A 12,820-nucleotide genomic window follows, 5' to 3' on the forward strand; every position below is an offset into this window, starting at 1 on the left:
CTAATCGGGTGATTGCGATCGACCGGGTACGGATGGCCTTCACCGACCGGCACGGCGGCGTGAGCGCCGGGCCGTACGGCACGCGCAACCTCGGCGGGGCGGTGGGAGACGACCCGGCGGCGGTCGCCGAGAACCGGGCGAAGACGGCCGCGGAGTTCGGGCTCGGCCAAGTGGTCTTCATGCGTCAGGTCCACGGGACCGACGTCGCCTACGCGGAGGAACCGTTCGGGGACGAACCGCCCGCGCTGGACGGGGTGTTCACCGACCGTCCCGGGCTCGGCCTGGCGGTCCTGGTCGCCGACTGCGCGCCCGTGCTGGTGGCCGATCCGGTGGCCGGCCTCGTCGGCGGAGCGCACTCGGGACGGCCGGGCACGGAGGCGGGCGTGGTCCCCGCCCTGGTCGAGGCGATGGCCGCGCGGGGCGCACGGCCGGAGCGGATGACGGCCGTGATCGGGCCGTCGGCCTGCGGGCTGTGCTACGAGGTGCCGGAAGACCTGCGCGAGCGCGTCGCCGCCCGCGTGCCCGAGACCTGGTCGCGGACCCGGCACGGCACTCCCGCGCTCGACATCCGGGCCGGGATCGCGGCCCAGCTCGCCCGGGCCGGCGTGGCCGACGTCCGCCACGACGACCGCTGCACGATCGAGACGGCCGACCTCTACTCCTACCGCCGTGAGCAGCGCACCGGGCGCTTCGCCGGTTACGTCTGGCTCACCGGCGCCTGATCCCGCTTCGCGACGGCCGCCGGCGGCGTCTCGATCCGTGCCCGCGGCTCCAGCCCGGCGTACGCCTTGCGGAGCAGCGTGTGCAGGGTCGCCCGCTCGTCCTCGTCCAGCGCGGCCAGCAGGTCGTCGCGCACCTCGCCGGCCTCGCGCAGGGCCGCCTCCAGCGTGGCCCGGCCCGCGGGGCTGACGGCGACCCGGTATCGCCGCCGGTCCTCGGGGTCGCGCTCGCGTTCCACGAGGCCGAGCGGCACGAGCGTGTCCATCACCGCCACGAGGTCGCTGGGGTCGATGCCCAGCCGCGCGCCGAGCTCGCGCTGGGACGCCGGGCCGAAGTCGCGCAGCGCGGCCAGCACGGCCATGTCCCACAGGCCGATGCCGTGCCCGCGCAGCCGATCGCCGATGCGGCGTCGCCCGGCGATGCCCACCTTCGACAGCAGGAACGCGGTGATCCCGAGCAGGGACGGGGGAAGTTGCGGCACGTCGCTCACGAGAGCAGGATAGGGCATAGCCAATAGTTGGTTCTTACCAAGGGATTTCCATGGACGCTCTCTATCCTCGCGTGCTCGCCTCCCGGTTCGCCGAGTGCTTCCGCTTCTACGACGGCCTGCTCACCGCGGTGGCGGGCGCGCGGCTCGTCAAGGGCGCGGAGACGGGGCCGTACGCCAACTGGGACCGGGACAAGGAGGCGGTGCTGGCCCTGCTCGACCGCGAGATGCTGGCGAAGGTCACCGGTGTGGACCTCGGTGGCGGAGGCGACGGGACGATGCTGGTCCTGACCGTGGACGACGTCGACCGGGCCGCCGCCGTGGGGGCCGCCAACGGCGGCAGGGTCGTGGCGCCGCCGAGCGCCCGGCCCGAATGGGGGCCGACCTGCCGCACCGCGCACCTGCGCGACCCCGACGGCAACCTGCTGGAGCTCCAGTCCTACTGAGCGCCGCCGCGCCGCCCGCGCAGCGCGGCCAGGAGGCCGAGGGCCCGCGCCCGCTCGCACACCGGCCACATAATCGGCGATCGTCTCCGGGTCGGTCCAGACGGTCACCACGCCGTCGGCGAGTTCGCCGGCCATCCGCAGCATGACCGGCCCGAGGGCGGCCAGCAGAACCGGCGGCGGCTCGGCGCCGGGGCGGTGGCGGGGCTGCGGCGAGCTTGCGAGGGGCTTGCAGCGGTTGCGGAAAGCCTGCGGCAAGAGGGGTGCAGGCGAGCGGGCCTATCACTGAGGTGCACGGACCCGGCGGCGACGGCCGGACCGGGACCGCCGATCAGCACCCTCGTCCCGCAGCAGCACAGGAGACTGTCATGAAGCGCACCCTGCTCGGCCTGGCCACCGCCACGATCGCCGGTCTGGCCGTCACTGCCCCCGTCACGCTCATGGCCGGCCCGGCCTCCGCCGGCGGCGACTTCGGCCCGAACACCTGCCTGGAGGGCTACGTCTGGCGCGAGGCCCGCACGGGCGACGTCGTCTGCGTGACGCCCGCGACCCGCACGCAGACCCTCGCCGACAACGCCGCCAAGGCGTCCCGCTGGACCTCCGGCCCGTTCGGCCCGCACACCTGCGTCACCGGGTATGTCTGGCGCGAGGCGTTCACCGGCGACGACGTGTGCGTCACCCCCGCCACCCGCGCGCAGGCCAAGGCCGACAACGGCAAGGCGGCCGACCGCAGGGTCTCGGCCAAGCTGTGGATCACTCGCTACACCGTCCCGCCCGTGGACAACGGCGACGGCACCTCCACCAGCACGTCGGTGGACGACATCCCGCGCCTCAAGATCAACGGCGACCACTACAACTTCGGCCAGGTCAGGCTCTACATCCGCTACAACACCGGCAGGCTCTACTGGAGCGGCACGGTGAGCGCGAGCGCGCACAGCGGCTACGTCGGCGGCAGCTTCGGCAAGAAGACCGGCGTGTTCGACTGCTCCGGAGGCGGCAAGGCGGCCAACGCCTACGCGCAGGCCCAGGACGTCGTGTCCGGCCGCTGGTCGCCCCGCCTTCCCGTACGCGTCGGCTGCGCCGTCCTGTGACGGCCGGCGCGAAGACGGCGACCCGGAGGACCGGCCCGGCCGGGCCGGTCCTCCGGCGTGTCGGGGAGTGCCGTCGCCCAGGTCAGGGGATCTTCTGATGGGCCTGGCGTTCCAAGCATCGTGATCGGGGTAGTCGGTGGGCCTGCGGGGACCGCCGGGGGTCGGCCCGCGACCCGGCCCCCGGCGGGTCCCCACCCCCTGACGATGTGAGGACTGACATGGGAACCGCGACCCCGGTGCCGGAGACCAGGAGCATGAGCGGCGACGAACTGTCGGCCGACGACGCCTACGCCGCCATACGGCGGTACGGCGGCTGGCACCTCATCCGTGACGCGTACGTCCGGTTCAGGTACGGCGACGGCACGAGCAACGCCCGCTCCTTCGCCTTCCAGACCTGCCTCGCGATCATCCCGGGAGCGATCGCCCTCGTGGGTCTGAGCTCGGTGCTGCACCAGGAACGCTTCGGCCGGCTCCTCGAGCTCATCCTGCGGCAACTGACCCCCGGCGCGGGCTCGAAGGTCATTCAGGAGACGCTCGACCAGAGCCACGACGCCTCGGGCGCGGGGGGGAAGCTGGCCCTGTGGCTCGGTCTGCTGACCGCGCTGGTGTCGCTGACCACCGCCATGGGCCAGTTCGAACGCGGGGCCAACCGCATCTACGGGATCGAGCGCGACCGCCCCTTCCTGGCCAAGTACGGCAGGGCGCTGCTGATGGCCCTCACGGCGGGCCTCTTCATGAGCGTCGGCTTCGTCATCCTGGTCGGCGGCGCCGCGGTCGGGGAGGCCGCGGCGCATGCCTACGGCTGGAGCGACACGATTCAGCGGCTCTGGGGCTGGCTGCGCTGGCCGATCGGCTTCCTGCTCGCCGTCCTGTCGATCTCGGTGCTGTTCCGCTCCTCTCCCCGGCGCAAGCAGCCGGGCCACACCTGGCTCGCGGTCGGGGCCACGGTCGCCGTGCTGCTGTGGACGCTGTTCACCTGGCTGCTCGCGCTCTACACCGCCAGCAGCCACACCTTCGGCGCGACGTACGGCCCGCTCACGGCGGTCATGGCGCTGCTGCTGTGGTCGTTCCTCAGCTCGATGGCGCTCTTCCTCGGCCTTTCCTTCTCGGCGCAGCTGGAGGCCTGCCGCGCGGGCCGCGGCGAGCCGGCCAAGCTCGACCCCGGCCCCGCCCCGGCCCCGCCGCGGGAGCGGCAGCCGGTCGGGAGCGGCCGATGAACTGGTGGCGCAGGCGGCTCGATCCTGAGCACGGGCTGGGCCTGCGGCTGACGGTGGCGACGGCGGCGCTGGCGCTGATCGGGGTGCCGTTCACGGTGCTTCTGGTCTTCGTCAAGACCTCCTTCGGCCCGCTCACCGAGATCGACGAGGGCGCGGCGTGGGACCTGCACGCCTACGCGATCGCCAATCCCGGGTTCGCCCGGCTGATGGAACTGGTCAGCGACGTCTTCGCGCCGCTGACCTGGCGGATCGCGGTCGGCGCTGCGGTCGCCTGGCTGGTGTGGCGGCGCGCCTACCATCTGGCCCTGTGGGCGGCCACCACGATCACGGTCGGCGGCCTGCTCGGCCTCGCCCTGAAGGTCATCGTCGCGCGGGCCCGGCCCAGCCTGCCGGACCCCGTCGCCATCGCCCCCGGCGCGTCGTTCCCCTCGGGACACACGGTCAACGCCGTGCTCGGTGCCGGGATCCTGCTGCTGCTCGTCCTGCCCCTCGTGCGGGAGCGCGGGCGGGTGCTCGCCTGGACGCTCGCCGTGCTGATCCCGCTGGCGGTCGGCTTCAGCCGGATCGCGCTCGGCGTGCACTGGTTCAGCGACGTGGTGGGCGGGCTGGTGTTCGGCGTGGCGGTGGTGGCCGCCACGGCCGCCGCCTTCGAGACCTGGCGCCGCCGCGACGTGGGCCGCCGGCCCGCCCAGCCGTTACGCGAGGGCGTCGGGCCCGAGACGAAGAGGGAGATTGCCCCCGAAGGAGGACGAATTGGACGCCGTTCGTAATCGTGGCACGGCCCGGAGCGCCCGGTCGTCCTCGGTGCCCGCTCGACGGGTGGCCGCGGAGACGGCGCGGCGGGTCCTGCTCCCGCTCGCGCTCATGGCCCTGGTGACCCTCGGGCTCGGCCTGCTGCTCACGAAGGTCATGGAGCACTCGACGCTCGTCGCGCAGGACGAGGCGGTCAGCCGCGAGATCGCCCAGGAGCGCACGCCGTTCTGGAACGAGGTGACCCACTACGGCTCGATGTTGTCCGACACTCCCGTGATCATCGTGGTGACGACGATCATGGCGATCCTCTTCCGGATCGTCTACCGGCGCTGGCGGGAGTCGGTCTTCCTGGTGGCCGTCGTCTGCGCCCAGTCGGCGATCTTCCTGCTGGCGACGGTGTTCGCGCAGCGGGCGCGCCCGCACGTGCCGCATCTCGATCCCGCGCCGCCCACGTCGAGCTATCCGTCGGGACACACCAGCGCCGCCGTGGCGTTCTACTGCGGCACCGCGCTCGTGCTGACCCTGCACACACACCGCCACACGATCCTGAACGCGCTGTGGTGGCTGCTCGGCGCGGGCGCGGCCCTGGCGGTCGGCCTGTCCAGGCTCTATCGAGGCATGCACCACCTGACGGACGTGAGCTGGGGCTACGTGCTCGGGATCTTCTGCGTGGTCGTGCTCGCCCAGGCCCTGCTGCTGCGGCCGATCACGGCGTCGCGGCGCGCCCCGTCGAAGCGGGCCGTACGCGGGGCCGCGCTGACCTGACCGGCTCACCCGGCCACCGGCTTACGGCCACCGCGCTCGGCCACCGGCTCGGAGGTCGAGCCGGTGGCCGGGGTGGTCAGGCCGACAGGCCGGTGAGGCGGCAGGCGTCCGCCCAGCGTGCGGGATCGACCGCGGCGGGGGCGGGCTCCGCGGCGGTCTTCGTGGCGGAGTCCACCGCGGACTCGACGGCGGTTCCGGCGCCGGTCCCGGCGTCGGGACGCAGCAGGGCCCAGCAGTCGTCGATCGCGTCGGCCAGCAGGTCGCGCAGCAGCGAATCGGGGTCGGGCACGCACGCCTGAGCGATGCCCCGCACCGCGAGCTGCACGGTGTTCGGCGCGGCGTACCTGCGGAAGCCCTTGGCCGAGACCCGCACGCCGCGCCCGAAGGTGTAGGCCCAGCGGGTGGCGTCCGGCACCTGGGCCAGCGCCTGCCTGCTGCGCTCGTCCAGGTCGCCGGCGGAGCGGCCCTCCAACTCGGCGAGCACGTGCCCGGCCGAAAGGATCGAGACCGCCATCGCGAGCTGGCGCTCGTGCGCGACGACCGGCAGCGCGGCCCTGGCCGAGCACAGGGCGATCCGCGCGTCGAGGCGCGGGTCGTCGCCCGTCAGGCCGATCACCGACGGGATCAGCTCGGCCAGGCGGGGCCGGGCGGCGTCGGAGGTGTGGTCGTTGACGAGGCGGGCGAGCCCGGCGAGCAGCGGGTGTGTACACGACGGATGGTCGCTCCACCGCTCACCTGCGAGGTAGGACGCGAACTCCATGAAGCAGGCGCCCTTGCTGGGATTGCGATGCTTGCCACGAGAGAGCATGGGCATCGCTGGAGGCATCTGACCGTGCACGAGCTACTCCACGCTGAATCGCCTGTAGTGTCCCTTTCAGTGTGCGCCCGTTATCGGACGTTGAGAAGAAGCCTTGCCTCGACTTGTCCCTCGCATGACGGAACGCACCGATGTGGCAACGGACGCGACCTGGTCCGTGGTATCCACCCGCCGCTACTGGCCGCGTCGGAGGCCCCTGGAACACCGAATCATGCGTCAGCAGCCCGATCGGGGCGCCGACGATCGTGGAAGCGCAGGTGCCGCGCGGCGCATGACGCCTGCGCCGACATCCGGAATCGGATCGGAAAACAGAGGTGGAGACGGGATTTGAACCCGTGTACGCGGCTTTGCAGGCCGCTGCCTCGCCTCTCGGCCACTCCACCAGAGCGAGGCCCATAATCGTGACCTCTCGGAGCGGAAGACGGGATTCGAACCCGCGACCCTCACCTTGGCAAGGTGATGCTCTACCACTGAGCCACTTCCGCGTCCGCCTTGCGGCGACGTGGCTACTGTACCGGGTTTTCGGCTGCGGTGTGTACTCAGAACGGCCGGGCGCTCGGTCTGCGGAACGCGCGGTCGGCTCCCCGCTCGATCGCGGGCAGGGTCAGGAAGATCTCCAGGATCCGCGTGAGCCGGTGCACCTCGTTGCGGTGGAAGTCCGGCCCCTCCGCCCTGGCCAGCATCAGCGACAGCGCAAGCGGCGGCAGCGGCGCGACGATCACGTGCAGGCCGGACGGCAGCGTGGCCGCCGTCGGCCGGGGCGGGGTCTCCTCGGGGAACGGAATGTCCTCGGGCGCCCGCCAGCTCGCGTACACCGTCACGCGCGGGTCCTTCTCGGTCGTCGCCGCCGCCCAGTCGGCGCTGAACAGCACCGGCATGGAGTCGATCAGCGTGCCGAGCGCGCGGTCGCCCGCCGTGGTGAGGAACTTCAGGATCTCGAGCTCCGGATAGGTGCCGGGGGCCTCCCTGGTGCCCCAGATGCCCTCGATCCTGACCTCGTCCATGCCGTGCAGGGCCCGTACGAGGTCCTCGCGGGGGGCGGAGTCGGGCCAGTAGACGGTGAAGTCGTCGAGGGCGCGGCCGCCGCCCCGGTCGAGCACCGTCACCTGCGTGATGTCGGCGCCCGCGGACCCGAGGATCCCGGTCACCTGGCTCAGCGAGCCCGGACGATCCGGCAAGGCGATTCTCAGCCGCAGCAGCATGACGACCTCCCCACCGTTGGTCCAGGTCAGATTAACCGGGGCAAAAGCCTTACGTCCATGATCTTGTACGGCTCACCGCCGGCAGCGGGGGACAATGAACGGGTGAAAGTCGGCGCGCTCGAGGTCTGGCCCCCGGTGGTGCTCGCTCCCATGGCGGGCATCACGAACATCGGTTTCCGCACGCTGTGCCGGGAGCAGGGCGGCGGCCTGTTCGTGTCCGAGATGATCACTTCGCGGGCGCTGGTCGAGCGGGTGCCGCTGACGTTCCAGATGATCCGGTTCGGCGCGGACGAGTCCCCTCGCAGCATCCAGTTGTACGGCGTCGACCCGGCCGTCATCGGCAAGGCCGCGCGGATGATCGCCGAGGAGGACCTGGCCGACCACATCGACCTGAACTTCGGCTGTCCCGTGCCCAAGGTCACCCGCAGGGGCGGCGGGTCGGCCCTGCCGTACAAGCGCAACCTGCTGCGCGCCATCCTGCGCGAGGCGGTGGCCGGTGCCGGGCCGCTGCCGGTCACGATGAAGATGCGCATGGGCATCGACGAGGACCACCTGACCTATGTCGAGGCGGGCCGGATCGCCGTCGAGGAGGGCCTCGCCGCCGTCGCCCTGCACGCCCGTACGGCCCGCCAGCACTACGGCGGCACCGCGCACTGGGACGCGATCAAGCGGCTGAAGGACGCGGTGCCGGAGATCCCGGTGCTCGGCAACGGCGACATCTGGAGCGCTGACGACGCGCTGCGCATGGTCGCGGAGACCGGCTGCGACGGAGTGGTGATCGGGCGGGGCTGCCTGGGGCGGCCGTGGCTGTTCCGCGACCTCGACCTGGCCTTCCGTGGGTCGGCCGAGCGCGTCCGGCCCCGCCTCGGGGAGGTCGGCGCGATGATGCTGCGCCACGCCGAGCTGTTGTGCGAGGTCATCGGCAGCGAGCCGCACGGGCTCGCCGACTTCCGCAAGCACGTCGGCTGGTATCTCAAGGGCTTCGTCGTCGGAGCCGAGACCCGCCGCGCCCTCACCTCGGTCACCGGGCTTTCGGAGATGGCCGAGCGGGTCGCCGAGCTCGACGCGGACCAGCCGTGGCCGGAGGAGGCCGACGGCCCGCGCGGCAAGAGCGGAGAGAGGTCGAAGGTGTCGCTGCCACACGGCTGGCTCGACGACCCCGACGACATGACGATCCCCGGCGCCGGGGCCGAGGACCCCACCTCCGGCGGCTGAGGGGGTGGCCACGGCGCCCGCCGCGCTCAGTGCTCACGGCGCATGCGCGCTCCGTGCAGGCGGCCCCGGAACGGACGGACAGGGGTGCGGCGCGCGCGCGTAGGCTCGGGGCATGGCGAACGCGATCGTCACGGCCCGTGGGGTCGGGCTGGACCTGGGCGGCGTGCCCGTGCTGCGCGGCGTCGATCTCACCGCCGCCCCTGGCGAGATCGTCGCCGTCATGGGGGAGAACGGCGTGGGGAAGTCGACGCTGCTGCGATGCCTGGCCGGCCTGCACCCCTCGCCGCGCGGCGAGATCGACGTCCTCGGCGGACCGCCGGCGGACGCGCCGGACTTCTGGCGGCGGGTCGTGCAGGCCGGCGACGAGCCCGCCTGGTATCCGGGCCTGAGCGTCCGCGAACACCTGGAGCTGATGCGGGCCGTCCAGCAGGACGCCCGCCTGACGGTCGACGAGGCGCTGGAGACCTTCGAGCTGAGCGCCCGGGCCGATCTCGCCCCGTTGTCGCTGTCCACCGGCCAGCGGCAGCGGCTGTCGCTGGCGATGGCGCTGCTCCGGCCGAGCCGCCTGCTCCTGCTCGACGAGCCGGAGCGCGGCCTGGACGCCGGGTTCAGGCAGCGCCTCGCGGGGATCCTGCGCCGCTACGCCGCCGAGGGCGGCACGGTCGTGATGGCCACCCACGACGCGCGGCTGGCGCAGGACTCAGCAGCCCGTGTGATCACGCTGCGGGCGGCGTCGTGATCCCGGCGACCACCCGGACGCACCCCGCCCTCGCCTATCTCCGCGCCCGCCGCGGGCGGCCGGCGACCTGGTCGGACCGCTACACCGGCGTCTTCGGCCTGCTCGTCGCCGCCGCGGTGCTCGGCCGCCCGATCGCGGATGCGCTCGCCGGGCTGGCCCATCACGCCGATCCCGCGCGGCTCGGCCCCGGGCTCGCGCTGGTCGCGGCGGCCTACGCGGGCTTCCTCGCCCTGGCGCGGGCGCTCGGACCCGTCGTGCTGCCCGCCGCCGACGCCTCGTGGCTGGTGACGTCACCGCTGCCCCGCCGGGCCGTGCTCGGCCGTACGGCGCTGCTCCTGCTGTCGGCGGCCGTGCTCACCGGGGCGGCGCTCGGACTGACCGCGCTGTCGGTGTTCGGAGCTCCCGACCAGCTCGGTGTGCGTCTCGCGGCGGCGCTGGTGCTCGGCGTAGCGGCGGGCGTGGGCGGCATGGCCACGGCGGTGCTCGGCCAGCAGTCCCCGGCGTCGGACGCCCGGCTGCAATTCCTGATCGCCGGGGCTCTTTCCGTCGCCGTGCTCGCGGCCGTCCTCGGCACGGGCCCCGGCCGCCGGATCCTCGCCGCCGTCGCCGAGGCGCCCGCGTCCCTGGGCGCGGCGGTCGCGGGCGTCGCCTCCGTCGTGGCCGCCTTCCTCGTACGGCAGGCCTGGGCGGCGCTCGACCGCATCCCCGCCCGCCGGATCCTGGCCTCCTCGACCAGAACGGCGAGGGTGACCTCGGCGGCGACCACGCTGGATCCCGGGATGCTCACCTGGGTCGCGGAGGACGCCCACTGGCGCGGCCGTGCGCTGCGTTCCCGTCCCTGGCCCCGCCTCGTGTCGCGGCTCGGCGCCGCGCCCGCGCTGGCCTGGCAGGAGTGGCTGCGGGTGGGCAGGCGGCCGGGCCGCCTGGCGGCGCTGCTCGGCGCGGCGGCCCTGCCCGCCGTCTGCGCGAACGCCATCGGAGGCGGGTCCGGGCCGGCCGCCGGGATGCTGCTGTGCGGGGCGCTGACCGCGGCCGCGATGTGCACTGGAGGGGTCCGGCGCGACGGCGGCGACCCGGCCCTGGCCCGCATGCTGGCCGTGGACGGCAGGGCCGTGATGGCCGCCCGCGCGGTGCTGCCCGCGCTGCTGGCGGCCTCCTGGTCGGCGCTCGCCCTGGTGGGCCTTCAGATGGCGGGCACGCTGCCGGCGGGGGCCTGGTGGTGGGCGCTCGGGCCGGCCGCCGCGCCCGCGCTCGCCGCGGGCGCGCTGCGGATGGCCCGGAGACGGCCCGTCGACCACTCCATGCCGGTCATCGACACCCCGGGTGGCGCGGTGCCGACCGGACCGCTGATCTGGGCGTTGACCGGCGTGGACCTCGCGCTGCTCGGGTCCCTTCCCGCGCTCGGCGCGCTGGCGTCGCGGCCCGCCTCGGTGGCGCCGTACGTCGTGGCGCAGGCCGTCGCCGGGGCCGCGGTGCTCGCCGCCTCCATCCTGCGGCCGGGCCGCAGGAACCGCCCATGAAGGGGGTTCCGATCACCCCCGATCACCCCCGGGCCCGCCGTGCCGGCTGCCGGGCAGCCGGGCGGCCCTGCCATGCGCCGCGGTCGCAGACGCAGCAGCGGTCGAAGCCGAACGGCCGGTCGCCCGACTCCTGCCAGATTCCTCCGCTGTACGGGTCCTTGGACGCCGGGTTCACCAACCTGGCGATCACGAGGGCCACGACAGCCGTGGCGCCTCGGCCGATGAGCGCGGACGCGGCGCTCTGCACGTGCGCGCCGGACACGAACAAGTCGTCCACCAGCAGCACCCGCGCGCCCTTCATCCCGTCGCCCAGCACGTGATAGGCGGCTGAGTGGGACTCGCGCGCGGCGAGCACCGGAGCGTACGCGTCGTCCGCCTGCAGCAGGAGGGGCCGATGAAGGCGGGCCCACGCACCGACCTTGCCTATGACTTTGTCCATGTGATGGAACGCCTCGATGGGGCGCTCAGTACGCGTGCTCGGGATCGTGGCCACCATCGTGAAGGGCCCGCCGGCCAGCCCCTGGAGGCAGCCGGCGTGTTCGCGGAAGAAGTGGGTCACGGTCGCGGCGAGGAAGTCCAGGCGGTTGCGCCGGCCCGCGACGCCGAAGGGGTCCTTCCTGCGAACCAGGACGTCGTACAACTGCGTGTCCCTGGCGGTCAGCGAGATCGGCACGACGTGCTCGGTGTAGCCGCTGAGGTTCTCCGTCGTGCGTTTGCAACTGGCGCAGGTGGGCCACGGTTCGCCGTCCCCGCGGTCGTTCGGCCCCGAATGACAGATTCGGCAGACACCCGGCCGCGTGGGCGGGACGGCGCGGAACAGCGGCAGGAAATCGCGAGTGAACGCCTCGGCGTCACCCATGATCAGCACGTGTGCGTTCGGGGGGCCATATCTACGAGATTCACCGCCTGCAGGCACAGGTCGTCAATGTCCTCAACGGCAGTCATGCCTCCCCGCGCGGCCGCTCGCCGCGCCCACGGCTGTTCCTGGTGGAGCCGCTGGGACACGAACACATGCTTGCCGGTGTGCAGCGCCTCCTCGACGTGCCGGAAGGAAGGACCGCCGTCGGCGCCGTCCACGACGTACAGGCAGTCGGCCACTCCGCAGGTCACGACGCGCGCGCAGTCGGCGGCGCGGCTGCCGGGCGCGGTGTCGGGCCAGCAGGAGGAGACGACGGCGCCGCGCTCGGCTATCCGCTCGGCCACACTGGCGTACTCCCCGAGGGCGGCCGGCTCACCGACGCCTCCCGCCGGGACGCCCACGGTTCGCCCGCCGGCGGCCAGCGCGGCCCGGTGGACGGCGGCGTCCACCGGGCCGCGCAGGGGCGCGACGACGACCAGCCCGGCCTCGGCCAGGGCCCGCGCCACGGCGGCGGCGTGGCCGATGTCGTGGTCGGCGATCACGGCGACGGCCCGATGGTCTCCGGCCTGGAACCCGCCGCGTACCCATAGGAACGGGGGCCGGTCGTACGCCCAGATCAGGTTGCCGGGGTAGCCGGCGTCGAGCACGGTGACGAGGTGGACGCCGCCGGCTCGCATGGCGGCGATGAACTCGCGTCCCCACGCGAGGTCAGCAGGCCGGACTCGGGCGGCGACGGCGGCGGCGTGCGCCCGGTCGTCCTCGTCCCGGCTCGCGCACCCGCCGTCGAGCAGCTTCAGCGCGCCCCCGGCGTCGAGGATGACGCGCGCGGTGTAGAACCAGGGCTCGCCGTGCGTGGCTCTGGTCAGGGCGAGGACGGCTGCCTGCTCGTGGATCGTGGTCATGGTCATCACCAACTCGGACGTGCTTCCGGCGTGAACCTACGCTCGGGCACCGACATTCGCGGACGGGGAGCGTGGTGGTGCGTGGCTATC

14 protein-coding genes, 2 tRNA genes and 1 pseudogene are annotated in these 12,820 nt (G+C 73.5%); 9 read left to right on the top strand and 8 right to left on the bottom strand.

Translation table 11 applies throughout. The features are described from left to right. The first annotated feature begins 32 nt into the window (after window positions 1–32). The gene (gene pgeF / locus FLW16_RS34925; RefSeq protein WP_142564822.1) at window positions 33–722 is read left to right on the top strand and encodes a peptidoglycan editing factor PgeF; all 690 of its coding nucleotides are present in this window, start codon (window positions 33–35) and stop codon (window positions 720–722) included. On the opposite strand, the gene FLW16_RS34930 is transcribed toward pgeF, so the two are convergent. Next, complete coding sequence (locus FLW16_RS34930) at window positions 698–1,210, bottom strand: MarR family winged helix-turn-helix transcriptional regulator (RefSeq protein ID WP_221891430.1); 513 nt, start codon at window positions 1,208–1,210, stop codon at window positions 698–700. The genes pgeF and FLW16_RS34930 overlap by 25 nt on opposite strands. Before the next feature lie 50 nt (window positions 1,211–1,260). On the opposite strand from FLW16_RS34930, the gene FLW16_RS34935 reads away from it, so the two are divergent. After that, window positions 1,261–1,653 (top strand): VOC family protein, encoded by a 393-nt coding sequence (locus tag FLW16_RS34935; protein WP_142564736.1) that lies wholly within the window; start codon window positions 1,261–1,263, stop codon window positions 1,651–1,653. Between the two features lie 69 nt (window positions 1,654–1,722). Here the strand turns inward: FLW16_RS34935 and FLW16_RS34940 are convergent. Continuing rightward, a pseudogene (locus FLW16_RS34940) lies at window positions 1,723–1,908 on the bottom strand (LLM class flavin-dependent oxidoreductase); the annotation flags it as partial. Between the two features lie 110 nt (window positions 1,909–2,018). Here FLW16_RS34940 and FLW16_RS34945 point away from each other — a divergent pair. The 4 genes from FLW16_RS34945 (at window position 2,019) to FLW16_RS34960 (ending at window position 5,476) form a co-directional block, all read left to right on the top strand. Further along, window positions 2,019–2,741 (top strand): hypothetical protein, encoded by a 723-nt coding sequence (locus FLW16_RS34945; RefSeq protein ID WP_142564738.1) that lies wholly within the window; start codon window positions 2,019–2,021, stop codon window positions 2,739–2,741. A gap of 218 nt (window positions 2,742–2,959) precedes the next feature. Next, window positions 2,960–3,958, top strand: coding sequence for a YihY/virulence factor BrkB family protein (locus FLW16_RS34950; protein WP_142564741.1), 999 nt, complete (start codon window positions 2,960–2,962; stop codon window positions 3,956–3,958). Further along, window positions 3,955–4,728 (top strand): phosphatase PAP2 family protein, encoded by a 774-nt coding sequence (locus FLW16_RS34955; RefSeq protein WP_142564743.1) that lies wholly within the window; start codon window positions 3,955–3,957, stop codon window positions 4,726–4,728. The genes FLW16_RS34950 and FLW16_RS34955 overlap by 4 nt, the downstream gene beginning before the upstream one ends. Beyond that, window positions 4,712–5,476: a phosphatase PAP2 family protein gene (locus FLW16_RS34960; protein WP_142564745.1), complete on the top strand. Its 765-nt coding sequence runs from the start codon at window positions 4,712–4,714 to the stop codon at window positions 5,474–5,476. Before FLW16_RS34955 ends, FLW16_RS34960 begins: the two co-directional genes overlap by 17 nt. A 76-nt stretch (window positions 5,477–5,552) precedes the next feature. Here FLW16_RS34960 and FLW16_RS34965 read toward each other — a convergent pair whose 3' ends face one another. The 4 genes from FLW16_RS34965 to FLW16_RS34980 form a co-directional block, all read right to left on the bottom strand. Continuing rightward, window positions 5,553–6,290 (bottom strand): hypothetical protein, encoded by a 738-nt coding sequence (locus tag FLW16_RS34965; protein ID WP_260615915.1) that lies wholly within the window; start codon window positions 6,288–6,290, stop codon window positions 5,553–5,555. A gap of 315 nt (window positions 6,291–6,605) precedes the next feature. Continuing rightward, window positions 6,606–6,676 (bottom strand) — tRNA-Cys (locus FLW16_RS34970). Between the two features lie 30 nt (window positions 6,677–6,706). Further along, window positions 6,707–6,778, bottom strand: a tRNA-Gly gene (locus FLW16_RS34975). A gap of 54 nt (window positions 6,779–6,832) precedes the next feature. Further along, entirely contained in the window at window positions 6,833–7,495 is a 663-nt protein-coding gene (locus FLW16_RS34980; protein WP_142564747.1) for an ACT domain-containing protein, read from the bottom strand. A 102-nt stretch (window positions 7,496–7,597) separates the two neighbouring features. Between FLW16_RS34980 and dusB the strand changes: the two genes are divergently transcribed. The 3 genes from dusB (at window position 7,598) to FLW16_RS34995 (ending at window position 10,969) form a co-directional block, all read left to right on the top strand. Then, window positions 7,598–8,710 (top strand): tRNA dihydrouridine synthase DusB, encoded by a 1,113-nt coding sequence (gene dusB, locus FLW16_RS34985; RefSeq protein WP_185949723.1) that lies wholly within the window; start codon window positions 7,598–7,600, stop codon window positions 8,708–8,710. 112 nt (window positions 8,711–8,822) lie between these two features. After that, entirely contained in the window at window positions 8,823–9,449 is a 627-nt protein-coding gene (gene ccmA / locus FLW16_RS34990) for a heme ABC exporter ATP-binding protein CcmA (protein ID WP_142564752.1), read from the top strand. Further along, window positions 9,446–10,969, top strand: coding sequence for a DUF6297 family protein (locus tag FLW16_RS34995; protein WP_142564754.1), 1,524 nt, complete (start codon window positions 9,446–9,448; stop codon window positions 10,967–10,969). Before ccmA ends, FLW16_RS34995 begins: the two co-directional genes overlap by 4 nt. 22 nt (window positions 10,970–10,991) lie before the next feature. On the opposite strand, the gene FLW16_RS35000 is transcribed toward FLW16_RS34995, so the two are convergent. Together FLW16_RS35000 and FLW16_RS35005 are read right to left on the bottom strand one after the other, a co-directional pair. Then, window positions 10,992–11,828 carry a phosphoribosyltransferase gene (locus FLW16_RS35000; RefSeq protein ID WP_142564756.1) on the bottom strand — a complete coding sequence of 279 codons (837 nt, stop codon included), beginning with the start codon at window positions 11,826–11,828 and terminating at the stop codon, window positions 10,992–10,994. A gap of 2 nt (window positions 11,829–11,830) precedes the next feature. Then, window positions 11,831–12,730 carry a DNA-processing protein DprA gene (locus FLW16_RS35005; protein WP_185949724.1) on the bottom strand — a complete coding sequence of 300 codons (900 nt, stop codon included), beginning with the start codon at window positions 12,728–12,730 and terminating at the stop codon, window positions 11,831–11,833. Window positions 12,731–12,820: the final 90 nt, after the last annotated feature.

Source organism: Microbispora sp. KK1-11 (assembly GCF_006874435.1).
GTDB classification, from domain to species: Bacteria; Actinomycetota; Actinomycetes; order Streptosporangiales; family Streptosporangiaceae; genus Microbispora; species Microbispora catharanthi.